Source organism: Terrabacter sp. FW104-15G4B, from assembly GCF_058790095.1.
In genome coordinates this window covers 1-17,409 of record NZ_JBYTCI010000025.1, presented here as the reverse complement: position 1 = coordinate 17,409, position 17,409 = coordinate 1, and the positions used below count along the sequence as shown (strand labels likewise).

18 protein-coding genes are annotated in these 17,409 nt (G+C 70.4%); 13 read left to right on the top strand and 5 right to left on the bottom strand.

All coding sequences use genetic code 11. The features are described from left to right. Positions 1–34: 34 nt before the first annotated feature. From AC3WRT_RS16520 to AC3WRT_RS16505, 4 genes are all read left to right on the top strand, one after another. Entirely contained in the window at positions 35–817 is a 783-nt protein-coding gene (locus AC3WRT_RS16520; RefSeq protein ID WP_492723846.1) for an ABC transporter ATP-binding protein, read from the top strand. Further along, on the top strand, positions 814–1,575 hold the full coding sequence (locus tag AC3WRT_RS16515) for an ABC transporter permease (protein WP_492723845.1): 762 nt from the start codon (positions 814–816) through the stop codon (positions 1,573–1,575). The genes AC3WRT_RS16520 and AC3WRT_RS16515 overlap by 4 nt, the downstream gene beginning before the upstream one ends. A 30-nt stretch (positions 1,576–1,605) precedes the next feature. Continuing rightward, entirely contained in the window at positions 1,606–2,379 is a 774-nt protein-coding gene (locus tag AC3WRT_RS16510; RefSeq protein ID WP_492723844.1) for a MerR family transcriptional regulator, read from the top strand. Between the two features lie 96 nt (positions 2,380–2,475). Then, a complete protein-coding gene (locus AC3WRT_RS16505) occupies positions 2,476–2,712 on the top strand; it encodes a DUF1059 domain-containing protein (RefSeq protein ID WP_492723842.1) in 237 nt (78 codons plus the stop codon). A 111-nt stretch (positions 2,713–2,823) separates the two neighbouring features. On the opposite strand, the gene dnaB is transcribed toward AC3WRT_RS16505, so the two are convergent. Further along, on the bottom strand, positions 2,824–4,209 hold the full coding sequence (dnaB, locus tag AC3WRT_RS16500) for a replicative DNA helicase (RefSeq protein ID WP_492723840.1): 1,386 nt from the start codon (positions 4,207–4,209) through the stop codon (positions 2,824–2,826). 413 nt (positions 4,210–4,622) lie between these two features. After that, positions 4,623–5,402 (bottom strand): glucosamine-6-phosphate deaminase, encoded by a 780-nt coding sequence (locus AC3WRT_RS16495; protein ID WP_492723838.1) that lies wholly within the window; start codon positions 5,400–5,402, stop codon positions 4,623–4,625. Between the two features lie 125 nt (positions 5,403–5,527). Here AC3WRT_RS16495 and AC3WRT_RS16490 point away from each other — a divergent pair, with 125 nt between their 5' ends. The 4 genes from AC3WRT_RS16490 (at position 5,528) to AC3WRT_RS16475 (ending at position 8,570) form a co-directional block, all read left to right on the top strand. Further along, positions 5,528–5,803 (top strand): DUF2277 domain-containing protein, encoded by a 276-nt coding sequence (locus AC3WRT_RS16490; protein WP_492723836.1) that lies wholly within the window; start codon positions 5,528–5,530, stop codon positions 5,801–5,803. 16 nt (positions 5,804–5,819) lie between these two features. Then, on the top strand, positions 5,820–6,446 hold the full coding sequence (locus tag AC3WRT_RS16485) for a class I SAM-dependent methyltransferase (protein ID WP_492723835.1): 627 nt from the start codon (positions 5,820–5,822) through the stop codon (positions 6,444–6,446). A 76-nt stretch (positions 6,447–6,522) separates the two neighbouring features. Next, the gene (locus AC3WRT_RS16480; protein ID WP_492723833.1) at positions 6,523–7,233 is read left to right on the top strand and encodes a DNA alkylation repair protein; all 711 of its coding nucleotides are present in this window, start codon (positions 6,523–6,525) and stop codon (positions 7,231–7,233) included. Continuing rightward, positions 7,230–8,570, top strand: a complete 1,341-nt coding sequence (locus AC3WRT_RS16475; protein ID WP_492723831.1) for an MATE family efflux transporter — start codon at positions 7,230–7,232, stop codon at positions 8,568–8,570. Before AC3WRT_RS16480 ends, AC3WRT_RS16475 begins: the two co-directional genes overlap by 4 nt. Before the next feature lie 53 nt (positions 8,571–8,623). Here AC3WRT_RS16475 and AC3WRT_RS16470 read toward each other — a convergent pair whose 3' ends face one another. Together AC3WRT_RS16470 and iolC are read right to left on the bottom strand one after the other, a co-directional pair. Continuing rightward, positions 8,624–9,211, bottom strand: a complete 588-nt coding sequence (locus AC3WRT_RS16470) for an MSMEG_6728 family protein (protein ID WP_492723829.1) — start codon at positions 9,209–9,211, stop codon at positions 8,624–8,626. Between the two features lie 363 nt (positions 9,212–9,574). Further along, a complete protein-coding gene (iolC, locus tag AC3WRT_RS16465) occupies positions 9,575–10,540 on the bottom strand; it encodes a 5-dehydro-2-deoxygluconokinase (RefSeq protein ID WP_492723827.1) in 966 nt (321 codons plus the stop codon). Positions 10,541–10,742: 202 nt separating this feature from the next. On the opposite strand from iolC, the gene AC3WRT_RS16460 reads away from it, so the two are divergent. The 5 genes from AC3WRT_RS16460 (at position 10,743) to AC3WRT_RS16440 (ending at position 16,608) form a co-directional block, all read left to right on the top strand. Beyond that, entirely contained in the window at positions 10,743–12,074 is a 1,332-nt protein-coding gene (locus AC3WRT_RS16460; protein ID WP_492723825.1) for an extracellular solute-binding protein, read from the top strand. 73 nt (positions 12,075–12,147) lie between these two features. Next, the gene (locus AC3WRT_RS16455; protein ID WP_492723823.1) at positions 12,148–13,194 is read left to right on the top strand and encodes a carbohydrate ABC transporter permease; all 1,047 of its coding nucleotides are present in this window, start codon (positions 12,148–12,150) and stop codon (positions 13,192–13,194) included. After that, positions 13,191–14,048, top strand: coding sequence for a carbohydrate ABC transporter permease (locus tag AC3WRT_RS16450; protein WP_492723822.1), 858 nt, complete (start codon positions 13,191–13,193; stop codon positions 14,046–14,048). Before AC3WRT_RS16455 ends, AC3WRT_RS16450 begins: the two co-directional genes overlap by 4 nt. Then, entirely contained in the window at positions 14,045–15,580 is a 1,536-nt protein-coding gene (locus AC3WRT_RS16445) for a GH1 family beta-glucosidase (protein WP_492723820.1), read from the top strand. The genes AC3WRT_RS16450 and AC3WRT_RS16445 overlap by 4 nt, the downstream gene beginning before the upstream one ends. Continuing rightward, a complete protein-coding gene (locus AC3WRT_RS16440) occupies positions 15,577–16,608 on the top strand; it encodes a LacI family DNA-binding transcriptional regulator (protein WP_492723818.1) in 1,032 nt (343 codons plus the stop codon). The genes AC3WRT_RS16445 and AC3WRT_RS16440 overlap by 4 nt, the downstream gene beginning before the upstream one ends. A 265-nt stretch (positions 16,609–16,873) precedes the next feature. Here AC3WRT_RS16440 and AC3WRT_RS16435 read toward each other — a convergent pair whose 3' ends face one another. Continuing rightward, positions 16,874–17,116, bottom strand: coding sequence for a hypothetical protein (locus AC3WRT_RS16435; protein WP_492723816.1), 243 nt, complete (start codon positions 17,114–17,116; stop codon positions 16,874–16,876). Positions 17,117–17,409: the final 293 nt, after the last annotated feature.

Genomic DNA, 17,409 nt, shown 5'->3' with positions numbered 1-17,409 from the left:
CCTTGACGTAGCGTCAGGGCCGCAACCTTGGCTCATGACCACGAAACCAGCCATCGACATCGTCGGCCTCACCAAGTCCTACGGTGACCACGCGGTGCTGCGGGGTGTCGACCTGCGCGTCCCACCGGGCACCATCTTCGCCCTGCTCGGCTCCAACGGCGCCGGCAAGACCACCATCGTCAAGATCCTGTCCACGCTGCTGAGGGCCGACGCGGGGACCGCCGCCGTCAACGGCCACGATGTCGCAACCGAGCCAGGGCAGGTGCGCGAGTCGATCAGCCTCACGGGCCAGTTCGCCGCCGTCGACGAGGTGCTGACCGGGCGCGAGAACCTCGTGCTCGTCGCCCAGCTGCGACGCCTCGACGGGCCGGGCGGCATCGCCGACGCGCTGCTCGCGCGGTTCGCGCTGACCGACGCGGCAGGCCAGCGGGTCGCGACGTACTCCGGCGGCATGCGCCGCCGCCTCGACATCGCGATGAGCCTCATCGGCAGCCCTCCCGTGCTCTTCCTCGACGAGCCGACGACGGGGCTCGACCCCCAGTCGCGGATCGAGGTCTGGAGGACCGTCCAGGAGCTCGCCGGCCGGGGCACCACGGTGCTGCTGACGACCCAGTACCTCGACGAGGCGGAGCAGCTCGCGGACTGGATAGCAGTCCTCCACGAGGGTCGGATCATCGCCGACGGCACCCTCGCCGAGCTGAAGCAGCTGCTCCCGCCGGCCGAGGTCCAGTACGTCGAGAAGCAGCCCACCCTCGAAGACGTCTTCCTCGCGATCGTCGGTCACGACGGCGTCGTCGACCAAGGAGCCCAGCGATGACCAGCGATGTCCTCCGCGACACCGACGTCCTGCTCAAGCGGTCCCTACGCCACATCCTGCGCAGCCCCGACACCATCATCACCACCGCCGTCACGCCGATCGCCATGCTGCTGCTCTTCGTCTACGTCTTCGGCGGGGCGATCGATGTCGGAAGCGACTCGTACGTCGACTACCTCCTGCCCGGGATCCTGCTCATCACCGTCGCGTCCGGCATCGCCTACACCGCGTTCCGCCTGTTCACCGACGTGTCGGGCGGCATCTTCGAACGGTTCCAGTCGATGCCGATCACCCGGTCTGCCTTCCTCTGGAGCCACGTGCTCACCTCGCTCGTGGCCAACCTGACCTCGCTCGTGCTCGTCGTGCTGGTGGCGCTCGCGATGGGCTTCCGCACCGGGGCCGGCGTCCTAGCGTGGCTGGAGGTCCTCGGGATCATGGTGCTGTTCACCCTCGCGCTCACCTGGCTGGCCGTGATCCCGGGACTGACCGCGAAGACGGTCGACGGCGTGAGCGGGTTCTCCTACCCGCTGATCTTCCTGCCGTTCGTCAGCTCGGCCTTCGTACCCACGGCCGGTATGCCGCCGCCGGTGCGGTGGTTCGCCGAGCACCAGCCCGTCACCCCGATCGTCAACACCATCCGGAGCCTCTTCGCCGGGCAGCCGGTCGGGACCGACGGCTGGGTCGCGCTCGCCTGGTGCGTCGCCCTGCTCCTCGTCGCCTACGCGCTCGCCATGCGCACCTACCGCAGCAAGATCGCCTGATGCAGCACCTCACCGCAGGACAATGACGCCATGCTCACGATCAGCCAGCTTGCGGCATACGCAGGCGTGACGGTGCGCGCGGTCCGGCACTACCACGCCAAGGGGCTGCTGCCCGAGCCGGAGCGGGACCACTCCGGCTACCGACGCTACGACGCGTCCGCGGTGGTCGAGCTCGTCAGGATCCGCGTCCTGGCCGACGCCGGCGTCCCGCTCTCGAGGGTGCGCGAGCTCCTGACGGCGGACGCGGGGGACTTCGCGGCGGCGGTCGAGGAGGTGGACCGCCGCCTGCGCGCCGAGATCCGCGAGCGGCAGCAGCACCGGGAGCGCATCGCCAAGCTCGCCGCCGGGGAGAGCCTCGCGCTGCCGCCCGAGGTGGTGGCCTACCTCGAGCGTATGCGTGAGCTCGGCTTCGCGGAGCGGCTGATCGAGGTCGAGCGCGACAGCTGGATCCTCATCTCGGCGCAGATGCCCGGACACGTCGCCGGGCTCATGCAGATCAAGCAGGCCCAGATCGAGCACGAGGTGCTGCGCCGGCTCTACCTCGACATCGGCGACCTCGTCGACTGCGGCCCGGACGACCCGAGGCTGCCCGCCCTGGCCGACCGGGTGGCGGCCTTCATCGAGGCGGCCGCCGCCGAGCACGCCGAGGTGGAGGACGAGCACCCGGTCAGCGACGAGCTGGTCGCCCTGCTCGACGCGGCGTTCCTCGAGTCCTTCGCCTGTGCCGGGCGCCTGCTCGAGCTGCTCGAGGAGCGGGGATGGACGGGCTGGACCAACATCCGGCGCCTCGACCCGGCAGTGTGAGCGCTGCGCCGGCTACTTTCTCCGCCTGGGCCTGTCACATCCGGCCGGTCCCGACCGTCAGTACTGCAGGACATCCCCACGAGAGAAGGAGCAACGATGAAGACCATGACCTGCCGAGCGCTCGGTGGCCCGTGCGACCTCGAGCACCACGCCGAGAGCGCCGACGACATCATCAAGGCCCAGGACCGTCACCTCAAGGAGGCGGAGAAGGCCGGCGATGCCACCCACCAGGAGGCCCGCCAGGCGATGAAGGGCCGTTGGCTGCACCCCAAGAAGTCGATGGCGTGGTACCAGGACACCAAGACGGCGTTCGCCGGCCTCCCGGACGACTGACGGCGGCCGTCCCTCTCGCGCGGCGCATTCCGCCGGGTGTTCAGCGCCGACGCCTCGAGCGGAACGCCCGCGCAGCCTCCTGCAGCACCGTGACGGGGCCGGGCGGTCGGCTCAGAAGTTGTTGGCCATGTTCGTGAAGCGGCTGAAGTGGCCCTGGAAGGCGACGACGATCGTGTCGGTGGGTCCATTTCGGTGCTTGGCCACGATGAGGTCGGCCTCGCCCTCGCGAGGGGAGTCCTTCTCGTAGGCCGCCTCGCGGTGGAGCAGGATCACCATGTCGGCATCCTGCTCGATCGATCCCGATTCTCTCAGGTCGCTCATGGCGGGCTTCTTGTCGGTGCGCTGCTCGGGACCACGGTTCAGCTGCGAGATCGCGATGACGGGGACCTCGAGCTCCTTGGCGAGAAGCTTGAGCGCACGCGAGAACTCCGAGACCTCCTGCTGGCGCGACTCGACGCGCTTGCCCGAGCTCATGAGCTGGAGGTAGTCGATGACGACGAGCTTGAGGTTCTCGCGCTGCTTGAGCCGGCGGCACTTCGCGCGGATCTCCATCAGCGACATGTTGGGCGAGTCGTCGATGAAGAGCGGGGCGTCGGAGACGCGGCCCATCGTCGAGGCGAGGCGGGTCCAGTCCTCCTCGCGCATGGTGCCCTTGCGCATGTGCTGGAGCTGGATGCCGGCCTCGGCCGACAGCAGACGCATCGTGATCTCGGTGCGGCTCATCTCGAGCGAGAACACGACGGCGGCCATCTTGTGCTTGATCGCGGCCGAACGCACTATGTCTAGGCCAATGGTCGATTTTCCCATCGCCGGGCGGGCGGCGATGACGATCATCTGGCCGGGGTGCAAGCCGTTGGTCAGCGCGTCGAAGTCGGTGAAGCCGGTCGGCACACCGGTCATCTCGCCGGAGCGGCCCGAGGCGACCTCGATCTCGTCGACCGTGGCCTCGATGATGTCGCCGATGGCGTGGTAGTCCTCGCCGCCGCGCTTGTCGGCAACGGCGTAGACCTCGGCCTGGGCCGCGTTGACGATGTCCTCGACGTCGCCGCCGCCCTGGGCGTAGCCGAGCTGCACGATGCGCGTGCCGGCCTCCACGAGGCGGCGCAGCACGGCGCGCTCGCCGACGATCTGGGCGTAGTAACCGGCGTTCGCGGCGGTGGGCACCGAGGCGATCAGCTGGTGGAGGTAGGCCTGGCCACCGACCCGGCCGAGGTCGCCGCGCTTGGTCAGCTCGTCGCTGACGGTGATCGCGTCGGCGGGCTCGCCCCGACCGTAGAGGTCGAGGATCGCGTCGTAGATGAGCTCGTGCGCCGGGCGGTAGAAGTCGGTGCCCTTGAGCTGCTCGACGCAGTCGGCGATGGCGTCCTTGGACAGCAGCATGCCGCCGAGGACGGACTGCTCGGCGCCGACGTCCTGCGGCGGCAGACGGTCGTCGGGTGGCCCCCCGTTACGAGTCGACGACGCGAAAGCGCTCGTGCTCAGCTCGTCGAGCGACACGTGCTCCCCTTCCCCCTGAATGTGAATGACATCGGTGCAACCCGGTCCCGACAGTAGACAACGCAGGACCGACAGCCCCGGACCAGGGGCGGGGACGAGACCTACCCAGCCCGTCCGCTCGCCCTTCCGAGGAGCACCCGCCCCACCGTAGGGGCGTGGTTCGGCCACCACCAACCTGGGAGCGCCCCGCCTGTGGACAACCGGTGGACGGCCAAGGGCGACACGCCGTCAACAGGTGTGGACAAGGTGTGTGTACAACTGTGGGGATGTGGTCCCGGTCACATGACCCCGTGCATGGTGACCTGCACAAACGCGACATCCACCGGTGTGGAGAACAAGTTCCTGGCCCCTGTGCGTCGTCCACAGCCGTGCACGACACGCCCGACAGACGGGCTATGCCGTCCGGCCGCCTCTCACAGTCCTGCGGCGGAGGCGTCGTAGTAGGCGCGGTTGCGCAGTCCTGCTGCGGCGTCCTCGTCGAGGACGGCGGTCGCGTCGGCATGCCACTGGAGCACCGAGGCCGGGCACGAGGCGGACAGCGGCCCCTCGAGGGCTGCCGCGACGGCATCGGCCTTCCCGGGACCGGAGGCGACAAGGACGAGCCGGCGCGCTTCCAGGACGGTGCCGAGGCCTTGCGTCACGCAGTGCGTCGGCACGTCGTCGATCCCGGCGAAGAAGCGAGCGTTGTCCTGCCTCGTCCGGTCCGAAAGGCGTTTGACGCGCGTGCGGGACGACAGTGCGGAGCCCGGCTCGTTGAAACCGAGGTGGCCGTTGGCGCCGATCCCGAGGATCTGGACGTCGACGCCGCCGGCCTCTCGGATGAGGAGCTCGTACCGGATCGCGCCCGCCACGAGCTCCTCCTCGTCGCGACCGGAGCCGTCAGGCACGTGGAGCCGCTCGGGCGGCAGCCCCAGCGGCTCGCACACCTCGCGCAGCAGGACCTCCCGGTAGGACTGCGGGTGACCGGCCGGCAGGCCGACGTACTCGTCGAGCGCGAAGCCGACGGCCCTGCCGAGATCGAGGCGGCCGGCGCGCACGGCCCCGGCCAGCTCGGCGTAGAGCCCGAGGGGAGACGACCCGGTGGCGAGCCCGAGCACGGGCTCGGGACGGTCAGCGGCAGCGAGTCCGTCGATGACGACCGCCGCGGCTCGGCGGGCGACGTCGGCCGGCGTGGGCAGGACCAGAACCTCCATCCGCCCACCTTCTCACCGGTTCCCCATCGACGCGGCTCGAGGTGATCTCGGCACCGCCGTCGCCCCCGCGGTCACCTCGACCGCGAAGAGGTGTGCGCGCGAGCGTGGCGACCTAGAGTCGAGGCATGTGCCGCAACATCCGACAGCTCCACAACTTCGAGCCCGCCGCCACGTCGGAGGAGGTGCAGGCCGCCGCCCTCCAGTACGTCCGCAAGGTCAGCGGGAGCACGAAGCCCAGCCTGGCCAACCAGGCCGCGTTCGACGAGGCGGTCGAGGCGGTGGCGCACGCGACCGCGCACCTGCTCGAGCACCTCACCACCACCGCACCGCCCAAGGACCGTGAGGTCGAGCGCCAGAAGGCCCGAGAGCGCAACGCCGTCCGCTTCGGCACGCCCGCCTGACGCATACGTCCTCCGTATGAACTTCTGGTCGACCCAGGTCACGCCGCGGCTGGTCGCTGCCGCCGGGGACGAGGGCGGCCTCAGCACCCTGCGGGCACGGGCCTGCGAGGGCTTGCGCGGTGACGTGGTCGAGCTGGGCTTCGGCAGCGGACACAACATCGGGCTCTATCCTCCGGAGGTCACCCGGGTCATCGCCGTGGAACCGTCCGACGTCGCCTGGGAGCTGGGGGCCGGTCGCCGCGAGTTGAGCACGGTCCCCATCGTCCGGGGCGACCTCGACGGGCAGTGGCTGAGCCTGCCGGACGCGAGCGCCGACGCCGTCCTCGTGACGTTCACGCTGTGCACCATCCCGGACGTGCACCGGGCGCTCGGCGAGGTGCGGCGCGTCCTGCGCCCCGGCAGTGCGCTGCACTTCCTCGAGCACGGCATCGCTCCGGAGGAGGGGGTGCAGCGCTGGCAACGGCTCATCGAGCCGGTGCAGAAGATGGCGTTCGACGGCTGCCACCTCACGCGCCCGATCGACCGGCTCGTGGAGGATTCCGGGCTCGTCCTCGAGACGATCGAGCGCGCGTACGCCCCAGTGCCGGCGTTCATGCGGCCGTGGGCCTTCGGCTACCTCGGCCGCGCCCGTCGCGCAGCCTGAGGCGCGCAACCGACGCCCGAGTGCGCGGTTCTGGACGCCCGACCGGGACGTCCGGACCCACGGATACCGTGGGCGCATGACGAGCGGCGCGCACCTCGAGCTCGTGTCACGGGTGGAGGCCGCCCTCGTCGCCCGGGCCGATCCCGAGCGAGCGGCCGGGCAGCAGCGCTACATGAAGTCGGCCATGCCCTTCTTCGGCCTCACCTCCCCGCAGCTCAAGGCGGCCCTCGCTCCCCTGCTGCGCGACCCTGACCTGGGCATCCAGTCACGCGAGCAGTGGGAGGCGACGATCCGTGCCCTCTGGGACGGCGCGACCCACCGGGAGCAGTGGTATGCCGCCATCGCCCTCGCACGTCACCGCGCCTATCGCTCATGGGTCGACAGCGACGCAATGCCTTTGTGGGAGAGCCTCATCCGCGCCGGCGCGTGGTGGGACGTCGTCGACGACATCGCGACGCACCTCGTGCGCGACGCCGTGCTCGCCCACCCGACGGTCGAGGCCGTGCGCATGCGCGAGTGGGCTGCCTCGGACTCGCTGTGGGTGCGGCGGGCGGCGGTCCTCTGCCAGGTCGGGGCACGTGAGCGCGTCGACCAGGCGCTGCTGGCCGACGTCATCGAGCCCAACCTCGACGACCCGGACTTCTTCAGCCGCAAGGCGATCGGCTGGGCGCTGCGCGACCACGCCCGCACCGACGCGGAATGGGTGTGGTCGTTCGTCACTGCACATCCCGGCCTCTCCGCCCTCTCCCGACGCGAGGCGCTCAAGCACCTGGAGCCGCGCCCATGAGGCCTGCCGCGCCACCCCACCCCAGCCACCGCCGCGAGATCGTCCGCCTCGCGGTGCCGGCCTTTCTCGCCCTCATCGCCGAGCCGCTCTTCCTCCTCGCCGACTCGGCGATCATCGGCCACCTCGGCACCGCCGAGCTGGCCGGGCTCGGGGTCGCGAGCGCCGCGCTCGTGACGGCGGCCGGCATCTTCGTCTTCCTCGCCTACGGCACCACCAGCGTCGTGGCGCGGCACCTCGGCGCCGGTGACGAGCCGTCCGCGGTGAGCGCCGGCATCGACGGGCTCTGGCTGGCACTCAGCCTCGGGGCCGTCACGGCAGCGGCCGTCGCGGTCTGGGCCGGACCGATCAGTGCGGCGTTCGGCGCCTCCCCGGCAGCGATCGAGCAGGCGACGACCTACCTGCGCATCTCGGCGCTCGGCATCCCCGCGATGCTCGTCATCCTCGCCGTCACGGGGGTGCTCCGGGGGCTCCAGGACACCACGACGCCCCTCGTCGCGTCCGTCGTCGGCTTCGGCGCCAATCTCGTGCTGAATCTCGTCTTCGTCTACGGGTTGCACTGGGGCATCGCCGGATCCGCATGGGGCACCGTCATTGCCCAGACCGGCATGGGCGTCGCCCTCGTCGCCGTGCTGCTCGTCAAGGCCAGGGCCCGGCACGCCCGGCTCCGCCCGCACCCGGCACGTGTCCTCGCGGCTGCACGCACCGGCATACCCCTGCTCGTGCGCACCCTTGCCCTGCGCGCGACGCTGCTCGTCACGACGTGGGTCGCGGCCTCGCTCGGCGACGTGCCGCTCGCGGCCCACCAGGTCGCGCTGACCGTCTGGTCTTTCCTCGCCTTCGCCCTCGACGCGCTCGCGATCGCGGCTCAGGCTCTCACCGGGCGGGCGCTCGGCGCCGGTGACCGTACGGGCGTCCGGCTCGCGATGGGCACCATGGTGCGCTGGGGGGTGTGGGGCGGCCTCGCGCTCGGACTCGTGCTCGTCGCGCTGCACTCGGTCGTCCCGCCGCTCTTCAGCACCGACCCGGCCGTGCAGGAGGCCCTCGGTGCCGCCCTCGTCGTCGTGGGGCTCGGGCAGGCGGTCGCCGGCTACGTCTTCGTCCTCGACGGCGTGCTCATCGGCGCCGGTGACGGCACCTGGCTCGCGGGCGGCATGGTGGTGACCTTCCTCGTCTACCTCCCGCTGATCCTTGCCGTGCGGGCCGCCGGCTCCAGCGGGTACCCCGCCCGGGACGTCGTCGTGCTCTGGGTCGCGTTCACCGTGTTCATGGTCGTCCGCGGCGCGACGCTCGGCTGGCGCGCCCGGCGCGAGGACTGGATGGTCGTCGGGACCCGCTGACGGACCTGGACGGCTGGACCGAGGCGCTCGCTGCCACCGCCCGGCCCCGTTCGTCAGGGCTGCCCGCGCCGGACCTGCCACGCCTTCCGGGCAGCCGCGCTCCGGCGGGCCCGCTCGAGCTCACGCGCCCGCTCGGCGCGGCGCTCGGCAGCCGCCTCGCGGCGCCGCTCACGCTCGAGCACCGCCTCAGACCGCACCGGCCAGACGTAGGGCAGGTCCGGCGGCACGTCGGGGAAGGTAGCAGCGTAGTGAGCCGGGTCCTTGCGCACGAGCGCGGAACGGTGGCTGAGCTGGACGGCCTCGTCGAAGAGCCAGGTTGGCAGCGCCCCGGCCTCGAGCAGCTCGTGGTAGGTCCGCAAGGGACCCACGCCCGACGCCGCGAGATCCGCAGTGATCGTCGCGGCGCACGTGTCGCCGAAACCCCGCAGCAGCCACTGCTCGCACATCGCCAGCCCGTAGCGGCCGAGCGCCTCCTCGTGCCCCTTCCACATCAGGACCGCCGGGTGCGACGCCCAGGCATATCCGGGCACCGTGAGGGCGCGCACGATCTGGATGACCTCGACCCGCTGCTTGCCGAGCCGCTTGGAGTCCAGCACCCGGGCCGTGCGGTCGAACTCGGCGTACGGCACGAACGTCTGCACCGTCCGCCTCCTTCACCCCGCCGTCCCGGCGCCGACCACGCCCTCGCCCCCGCCGTACCCCCACGCAGGGCGGCCGTCACCGGAACGGCCGGAAGGACGAGTGCAGAAGTCAGGGCCAACTGCTACGGGTTTCCCAGCCTTCTTTAAGGTCCGGCGGTCATAGTCGTTCTCGTGAGTTGCTCCTGTGCGACTCGGTGATCTCCTCCCCTGTCGGATCACCGGGTCAAAGGGCACCCGCTCCTGCTGGTCGAGTTCGGCGACGTGACCAGCAGGGGCGGGTTTTCTCATGTCCGGCCTCCCGTGCCTACCGTCCGGGTCGCTCGGGCGCCAGGGGCGTTCGGGTCGGTCGCGCAGGCGGCGGCCTCAGAAGGCCCCGTCGGCCACCTCGACGTCCGAGAGCAGCGCCTGCACCTCCGCGGTCGTCGGCATCGCCGTCGCGCACTCGAGCCGGCTGGCGACGAGAGCGCCAGCGACGGCGGCGAAGTGGAGCGTGCGCTCGAGATCCCAGCCCTCGAGCAGGGCATGCACGAGCGCTCCGCCGACGGCGTCACCGGCACCGAGGGCGTTGACGACGGTCACGGGAAAGGCGTCGACGGCGACCTGCTCGCTCGCGGTCATCCCCAGCACGCCACGCGGACCCTGCTTGACGACGGCAAGCGCCACCCCGGTCTCGAGAAGGGCCTGAGCCGCGCGGAGCGGGTCGGACTCTCCCGTCACGACCTCGCACTCCTCGAGGGTGCCGACGGCCACGGTGGCGTGCCGCAGCGCCTCGCGGGCCTCGGCGCGAGCCTCGGCGTCGTCGGCCCAGAACTCCGGCCGGTAGTCGAGGTCGAGGATGGTCAGGGGTGCGCGACCCCGCTCCTGCCAAGCCGCCAGGTGGGCTGCGCGGCTCGGCTCCTGGCTGAGGCCCGTCAGCGTTGCCCAGTAGACGCGTGCCTCCCGGATGGCCTGCAACGGAAGGGATTCCGCGGTGAGCATGAGGTCCGGCGCCGTCGGGTAACGGTAGAACCAGATCGGGAAGTAGTCGGGCGGGAAGACCTCGCAGAAGGTGACGGGCGTCGGCGCCCCGGATGTGATCGTCTGCACGTGAGCGTCGTCGACGCCGAGCTGGAGCAGCTCCCGGTGCACGAATCGTCCGAAGGCGTCGTCGGCCGTGGCACTGACCAGGGCCGCGCGCCGGCCGTGGCGTGCGGCCGCGACGGTCACGTTCGCCGCCGTGCCACCGAGGAACTTCTCGAAGGTGCGGGCCTCGTCCAGCGTGACGCCGTACTCGAGCGGGTACAGGTCGACGCCCACTCGGCCGATCGCCACGAGGTCGTAGACGGTCATGAGGAGCCTCCGCCGGTATCGGGGACTGAGCCGTGCCTGCCGCTTCCACGGTAGCCGCTGCCAAGGTCACGGATTGGTCACGGCCCTTGACCAATCCCCGGACCGGCCGCCATCCTGCTCGTGAGAGCGCTCTCACAGTCGCGTTACACGCATGGAGAGCGCTCCCACACCCACACTGGGGTTGAGACCAAAGGAGCTCTCCATGACATCCCGTTCCACCCGGATCGGTGCACCGTCCGTGCGCTCACGCCATGCCGTCCTCGCCACCCTCGCCGTCGGACTGATGGCCTTCTCGGCCTGCAGCTCGTCCTCGGCCGGCGACAGCCCCGCCACGCAGGCGGCCGGGAGCACCGGCGGAGGTGGGGCGCCCGTCACCCTGACCCTCGCCACCTTCAACCAGTTCGGCTACGAGGAGCTCATCCCGGAGTTCGAGAAGTCGCACCCCAACATCAAGGTCACCCACAAGAAGGCCGCGACCTCCAACGAGGCCCGCGACAACTTCTTCACCCGCCTGTCGGCCGGCAGCGGCATGGCCGACGTCGAGGCCGTCGAGGTCGACTGGCTGCCGGAGATGCTCCAGTACTCCGACAAGTTCACCGACCTGAACTCCGCGGACGTCCAGGGCCGCTGGCTCGACTGGAAGGCCAAGGCCGCCACGGACACCGAGGGCCACCTCATCGGCTACGGCACCGACTCCGGCCCCGAGGCCATCTGCTACCGCGGCGACCTCTTCAAGGCCGCCGGCCTGCCCAGCGACCGCGAGTCGGTCGCGAAGCTGTTCGGCACCACCTGGGAGAGCTACTTCGCCGCCGGCAAGCAGTTCAAGGCGAAGTCGAAGGTCCCCTTCTTCGACAGCCTCGGCGCGACCTACCAGGGCATGGTGAACCAGCTCGACGCCGCCTACGAGAACCCCACCGACGACAGCATCACCGCCACGGACAACCCGGCCGTCAAGAAGGTCTACGACCAGGTCATCGCGGCCGGCATGACCGACGGCCTCTCGGGCAAGCTCCAGCAGTGGGGCGACGACTGGACCGCGAGCTTCCAGAAGGACGGCTTCGCGACGATGCTCTGCCCGGGATGGATGGTCGGGGTCATCGAGGGCAACGCCAAGGGCGTCAAGGGCTGGGACGTCGCCAACACCTTCCCCGGTGGCGGCGGCAACTGGGGCGGCAGCTACCTGACGGTCCCCAAGCAGAGCGCCCACCCCAAGGAGGCCCAGGAGCTCGCTGCTTGGCTGACCGCACCGGAGCAGCAGGTCAAGGCCTTCAAGAAGGTCGGCGCGTTCCCGAGCCAGAAGCAGGCGCTCGAGAGCCCGGACCTGCTCTCCTTCAAGGTCGCCTCGTTCAACAACGCACCGACCGGCGAGATCTTCGCCGACCGGGCCAAGGCCGTCACGATGACGCCGTACAAGGGCACGCACTACTTCGCGATCAACGACGCGATGCAGCAGGCGCTGACCCGCGTCGAGCAGGGCACCTCGCCGCAGGAGTCCTGGGACACGTGGGTCAATGACGTCAAGGCCCTCGGCTGACCCTTCCGACCCGCGGGTGGCCCGGTGACCTCTCACCGGCTCCGGGCCACCCGCCCGACGAGCGGAACTCACCGTGACCGTCCAGTCCCCCGAGCAGCCCCCGGACACCAGCCCTCCCACACCGGGTATGCCGTCCGCCACGAGCACGCACGCCCCCCGCCGCCCCATCGAGTCGCCGGCCTTCGTGCAGCGCTCGCCGCGACAGCCGCGCTCGAGCTGGCGCCGGCGTCTGACCAGGCTCGACGAGAAGGGCGCGCCGTACGCCTACGTCTCGCCGTTCTTCATCCTGTTCGGCGTCGTCGGGCTCTTCCCGCTGCTCTACACGGCGTGGGTCTCCCTCCACAAGTGGAGCCTCATCGGCGGCCAGGGCAGCTTCGTCGGCCTCAAGAACTACACCGACGTCCTCGCGCAGCCGTACTTCTGGAACGCCCTGAAGAACACCGTCAGCATCTTCCTGCTCTCGAGCGTCCCGCAGGTCATCGCCGCCCTGCTCATCGCAGCGGCCCTGGACAGCGGCCTGCGGGCCCGGACCTTCTGGCGGATGGGCGTGCTGCTGCCCTACGTGGTCGCGCCGGTCGCCGTCGCCCTCATCTTCAGTGACCTCTTCGGCGACAAGTTCGGGCTCGTCAACCACCTGCTCGGCCTCGTCGGCGTCGACCCGGTCCAGTGGCACAAGGAGGTCCTGCCCAGCCACGTCGCGATCGCGACGATGGTCAACTTCCGGTGGACCGGCTACAACGCCCTGATCTTCCTCGCCGCGATGCAGGCGATCCCGCGTGACTACTACGAGGCCGCGATGATCGACGGAGCCGGCCGCGTCCGCACCTTCTTCTCGATCACCGTCCCGCAGCTGCGCGCAACGATCATCTTCGTCGTCATCACCTCGACGATCGGCGGCCTGCAGATCTTCGACGAGCCGCGGATGTACGACCAGTACGGCCTCGGTGGCGCCGACCGCCAGTGGCAGACGCTGACGCTCTACCTCTACCAGCTCGGCTGGACGCAGAAGAACTTCGGCCGGGCCGCCGCCGTCGCCTGGATGCTCTTCCTCATCGTCATCGTCTTCGCGATCGTCAACTTCCTCGTCACCCGCCGGATCGCCTCGAAGGGACAGCGATGAGCACCCCGACCCTGCGCCGCCGCACCAGGCTGGTGCGCCGCACCCAGGCCAGCCCCACGGCATACGTCGTCCTCGTCGTCGTCCTGCTCGCCTCGGCGTTCCCGCTGTGGTGGTCCTACGTCATCGGCAGCAAGGACTCGGCCGCCATCGTGCAGGACCCGTACTCGCTCATCCCCGGCGGGCACTTCCTGCAGAACGCCGGCACGGTCGTCACGACCATCCCGTTCTGGAAGGCGCTGGGCAACAGCATCTTCGTCAGCTCGACCGTCGCGCTGCTTGTCGTGCTCTTCTCGGCCATGGCCGGGTTCGCCTTCGCCAAGCTGCGCTTCCGGGGCCGGAACGGGCTGCTCGTCTTCGTCATCGCGACCATGGCCGTGCCGACGCAGCTCGGGATCGTGCCGCTCTTCATCGTGATGAGCAAGCTCGGCTGGATCGGCAGCCTCTGGGCCGTCATCCTGCCCAGCGCCGTCAGCGCGTTCGGCGTCTTCTGGATGACGCAGTACCTCGCGGAGGCGCTGCCCGACGAGCTCATCGAGGCCTCGCACGTCGACGGCGCCTCCACGCTTCGGACCTTCTGGTCCGTCGCCCTGCCTGCCGCGCGCCCCGGTGCGGCGATGCTCGGCCTGTTCACCTTCATCGCGACGTGGACCAACTTCTTCTGGCCGTTCATCATCCTCGACCCGGGCAACCCGACCCTGCCCGTCGCCCTGCAGCAGCTGCAGGCGGCGTACTTCGTCGACTACTCGCTCGTGCTCAACGGGGTCGTCCTCATGGCACTGCCCCTCATCGTCCTGTTCGTCTTCGCCGGGAAGCAGCTCGTCTCCGGCATCATGCAAGGAGCAGTCAAGGGATGACCTCCCCGACGCACAGCCACCAGCCCCCGCTCGTGTCGGCGGCCGATCTCGCTCTGGCACAAGCCCGCCCACTCCCGCCGGACTTCATTTTCGGCGTGGCGACGGCTGCCTACCAGATCGAGGGCGCCTCCCACGAGGACGGCCGCACCGACTCCATCTGGGACACCTTCGCGCACACCCCCGGGGCCGTCGTCGATGGCGACACGGGGGACGTGGCCTGCGAGCACTACCACCGGTATGCCGCCGACGTGGCCCTGATGAAGTCGCTCGGGATGCAGTCCTACCGCTTCTCGACCTCGTGGGCGCGCGTGTGCCCCGACGGCGGGCCAGTCAACGCCAAGGGCCTTGACTTCTACGAGCGGCTCGTCGACTCCCTCTTGGAGTCCGGCATCGCGCCGTGGCTGACGCTCTACCACTGGGACCTGCCGCAAGCCCTCGAGGACCGCGGCGGTTGGACGGTGCGCGACACGTCTGACCGCTTCGTCGACTACGGCCTCGCCGTCCACGACCGGCTCGGCGACCGAGTCCACACCTGGACGACGCTCAACGAGCCGTGGTGCTCCTCGTTCCTCGGCTACACCGGGGGCGAGCACGCCCCAGGGGGCACCTCGCCCGCCGACGGCCTCGCCGCCGCACACCACCTGCTGCTCGCACACGGGCAGACCGTCCATGCGCTGCGCCAACGCGATGCCGCCCTGCGACTGGGACTCACGCTGAACTTCACCGTCGCCGACCCCGTGGATCCCGGCGATGCCGGTGACCGCGACGCCGCCCGCCGCATCGACGCGCAGATGAACCGCATCTTCCTCGACCCGATCTTCCGCGGCGCCTACCCGCCCGACCTGCTCGAGGACGTGCGCGGTCTGGGGCTCGAGGACCACATCCGGGACGGTGACCTCGAGGTCATCTCGAGCCCGATCGACGTGCTCGGCGTCAACTACTACAACGGCTCCCTGGTCAGCGCTCGTCCGGCACCCGCTGCGACCGCGCCGGCCTCGGTGCCGGCCACCGGCCGCCCGACCCGCTCCCCCTTCCCGGCAGCCGACGGCGTGCACACCCACCCCAGCGGGCTTCCCACGACCTCGATGGGGTGGCCGGTGCAGCCGGACGGCCTGACTCGGCTGCTCGTCCGCCTCCAGCGGGAGTATGCCGGACCCGCCGGGGTCGACCTGCACGTCACCGAGAACGGTGCCGCCTTCGACGACGTGGCCGACGAGGACGGCTTCGTCGACGACCGCGACCGGACGGCATACGTCCGCGCCCACCTCGGTGCGGTCCTCGACGCGATCGGCGCGGGGGTGCCCGTGCGCGGCTACTTCTACTGGTCGCTGCTCGACAACTTCGAGTGGGCCTGGGGCTACGCCAAGCGCTTCGGTATCGTCCGAGTCGACTACGAGACCCAGGTGCGCACCCCCAAGGCGAGCGCCCTCGACTACGCCCGCATCATCGCCACGCGCCAGCTCCCTGCCCCGCAGGCCGATCTGGGCATGACCGGCCGCGGCGACGAAACAGCGGGAGAATTCCACTCATGAGCGACGGGCCGCTGGCCACCCACGCTGGTCGACCCACCCTCGAGGAGGTCGCCCGGGTGGCCGGAGTGTCCCGTGCCACGGTCTCCCGCGTCATCAACGGCTCACCCCGCGTCAGCCCCGACGTGCTCGCCGTGGTCGAGAAGGCCATCGCCGAGCTGAACTACGTGCCCAACCGGGCCGCCCGGTCGCTCGTCGCGCGGGCCACGATGTCGATCGCCCTCGTCGTGCCCGAGGACACCCACCGCTTTTTCGGCGACCCCTACTTCGCCGACGTCGTGCAGGGCATCAGCGACCGGCTCGACGACAGCGACTACGTGCTCAACCTGCAGCTGACGCACCCGAGCTCACCGTCGGAGAAGACGAGGCGATACCTGCTCGGCGGCAACGTCGACGGCGCCATCGTCGTGTCCCACCACTCGGGCGACCACTTCCTCACCTCGCTCAGCCGGTCGCTGCCCGTGGTCTTCGGTGGGCGGCCGATCGGCGAGACCGCCACGGAGAGCGACTACTACATCGACGTCGACAACCGGATCGGTGGCCAGACCGCCACCCAGCACCTCATCGACCGCGGCCGCCGGGCGATCGCGACGATCACCGGACCGGCCGACATGCCCGCCTCCGTCGACCGCGAGCAGGGGTGGCACGACGCCCTGCAGGCGGCCGGCCTGCCGGACCACCGCGTCGCGCACGGCGACTTCACCGAGGCCGGCGGCATCCGGGCGGCACTGTCCCTCGTCGACACGTCTCCCGACGTCGACGCGATCTTCGTCGCCAGCGACCTCATGGCCAGTGGTGCGCTGCTCGCCCTCGAGGAGCGCGGGCTGCGCGTGCCCGACGACGTGGCGATCGTCGGCTTCGACGACAGCGAGTACGCGACGCGCGGCAAGGTGGGGCTGACCACCGTCGCCCAGCCGGCCCAGGAGATGGGGGTCGTCATGGCCGACACCCTGCTGCGGCTGCTCGCCGGCGAGTCGCCGCCCCGCGTCACCACCCTCGACACGCACCTCGTCATCCGCGACTCCACCTGACCCCTCCCCTCGTCGAGTGGGCACTTCCCCCCGTCGAGTGGGCCCTTTCCCGTTCCCGCCCAAGCCCGGCCGCCCTCCCAAGTCGAGTGGGCAGTTTCACCCGGCGTGAAACACCAAGGACGCTGTGACAGCTTGGTCGACGTGGCTCGGCGAACGGGCTCGGTAGACGAAGGGAATCGCGACCCAGAACGTTACAGGCACGTTCGTCGCAAGCGGCTTCCTCGCCGTATCCCGCTGCGTCAAGTCCGAGTCGCCGAGCCACGAGTCAGTCCCAGCGGCGTGCGCCCCGCTGCATCTCGCGCTGGAGGGCAAGATCCATGGCGTGCGTGGAGAAGAAGCGCGGACTCGCCCTGCTCAGGTCGAGCCGCGACCTCGGGATCTTCAGCGCCTCCGCGAACCGCATGACGCAGTCCTCACGAGCCCCCGAATCCGCCATGTCGCCCTTCCAGATCTCCTCCACCGGCACACCACCGCGACGCTCGAACCGACGTCGCCCGGGCCGCGTCACGGGCACGCTCCTCCTCGCCGTCGTGGAACTCCTCGCCCTGGTACTCGCCAGCGACAGCTTCTTCCTCCCAGAGCATGTCGGCGATCCCCAGGAGATGCCCTGCCGGATCGCGGACCGGGCTGTTGAGGGCTGGCTCCGGCAGTCCAGCGGGGCCACGTTCGCGAGCCTGTGGACGGACGAGGTAAGGACGGAAGGGATGGGGACAAACACTGGTGGGAAACGGCCCACTCGACGTGACGGGAGCCGGGGTGGGGCGGTCTCAAACGTCCCAGGTGGGTGGGGAAGTGCCCACT

Bases quoted from the DNA above. Each gene is read 5' to 3' on its own strand.
- AC3WRT_RS16510 (WP_492723844.1), top strand. From the start codon at position 1,606: ATGCTCACGATCAGCCAGCTTGCGGCATACGCAGGCGTGACGGTGCGC.
- AC3WRT_RS16480 (WP_492723833.1), top strand. From the start codon at position 6,523: ATGACGAGCGGCGCGCACCTCGAGCTCGTGTCACGGGTGGAGGCCGCC.
- iolC (WP_492723827.1), bottom strand. From the start codon at position 10,540: ATGACCGTCTACGACCTCGTGGCGATCGGCCGAGTGGGCGTCGACCTG.
- AC3WRT_RS16490 (WP_492723836.1), top strand. From the start codon at position 5,528: ATGTGCCGCAACATCCGACAGCTCCACAACTTCGAGCCCGCCGCCACG.
- AC3WRT_RS16475 (WP_492723831.1), top strand. From the start codon at position 7,230: ATGAGGCCTGCCGCGCCACCCCACCCCAGCCACCGCCGCGAGATCGTC.
- AC3WRT_RS16505 (WP_492723842.1), top strand. From the start codon at position 2,476: ATGAAGACCATGACCTGCCGAGCGCTCGGTGGCCCGTGCGACCTCGAG.
- AC3WRT_RS16450 (WP_492723822.1), top strand. From the start codon at position 13,191: ATGAGCACCCCGACCCTGCGCCGCCGCACCAGGCTGGTGCGCCGCACC.
- AC3WRT_RS16495 (WP_492723838.1), bottom strand. From the start codon at position 5,402: ATGGAGGTTCTGGTCCTGCCCACGCCGGCCGACGTCGCCCGCCGAGCC.
- AC3WRT_RS16445 (WP_492723820.1), top strand. From the start codon at position 14,045: ATGACCTCCCCGACGCACAGCCACCAGCCCCCGCTCGTGTCGGCGGCC.
- AC3WRT_RS16520 (WP_492723846.1), top strand. From the start codon at position 35: ATGACCACGAAACCAGCCATCGACATCGTCGGCCTCACCAAGTCCTAC.
- AC3WRT_RS16440 (WP_492723818.1), top strand. From the start codon at position 15,577: ATGAGCGACGGGCCGCTGGCCACCCACGCTGGTCGACCCACCCTCGAG.
- AC3WRT_RS16515 (WP_492723845.1), top strand. From the start codon at position 814: ATGACCAGCGATGTCCTCCGCGACACCGACGTCCTGCTCAAGCGGTCC.
- AC3WRT_RS16460 (WP_492723825.1), top strand. From the start codon at position 10,743: ATGACATCCCGTTCCACCCGGATCGGTGCACCGTCCGTGCGCTCACGC.
- AC3WRT_RS16485 (WP_492723835.1), top strand. From the start codon at position 5,820: ATGAACTTCTGGTCGACCCAGGTCACGCCGCGGCTGGTCGCTGCCGCC.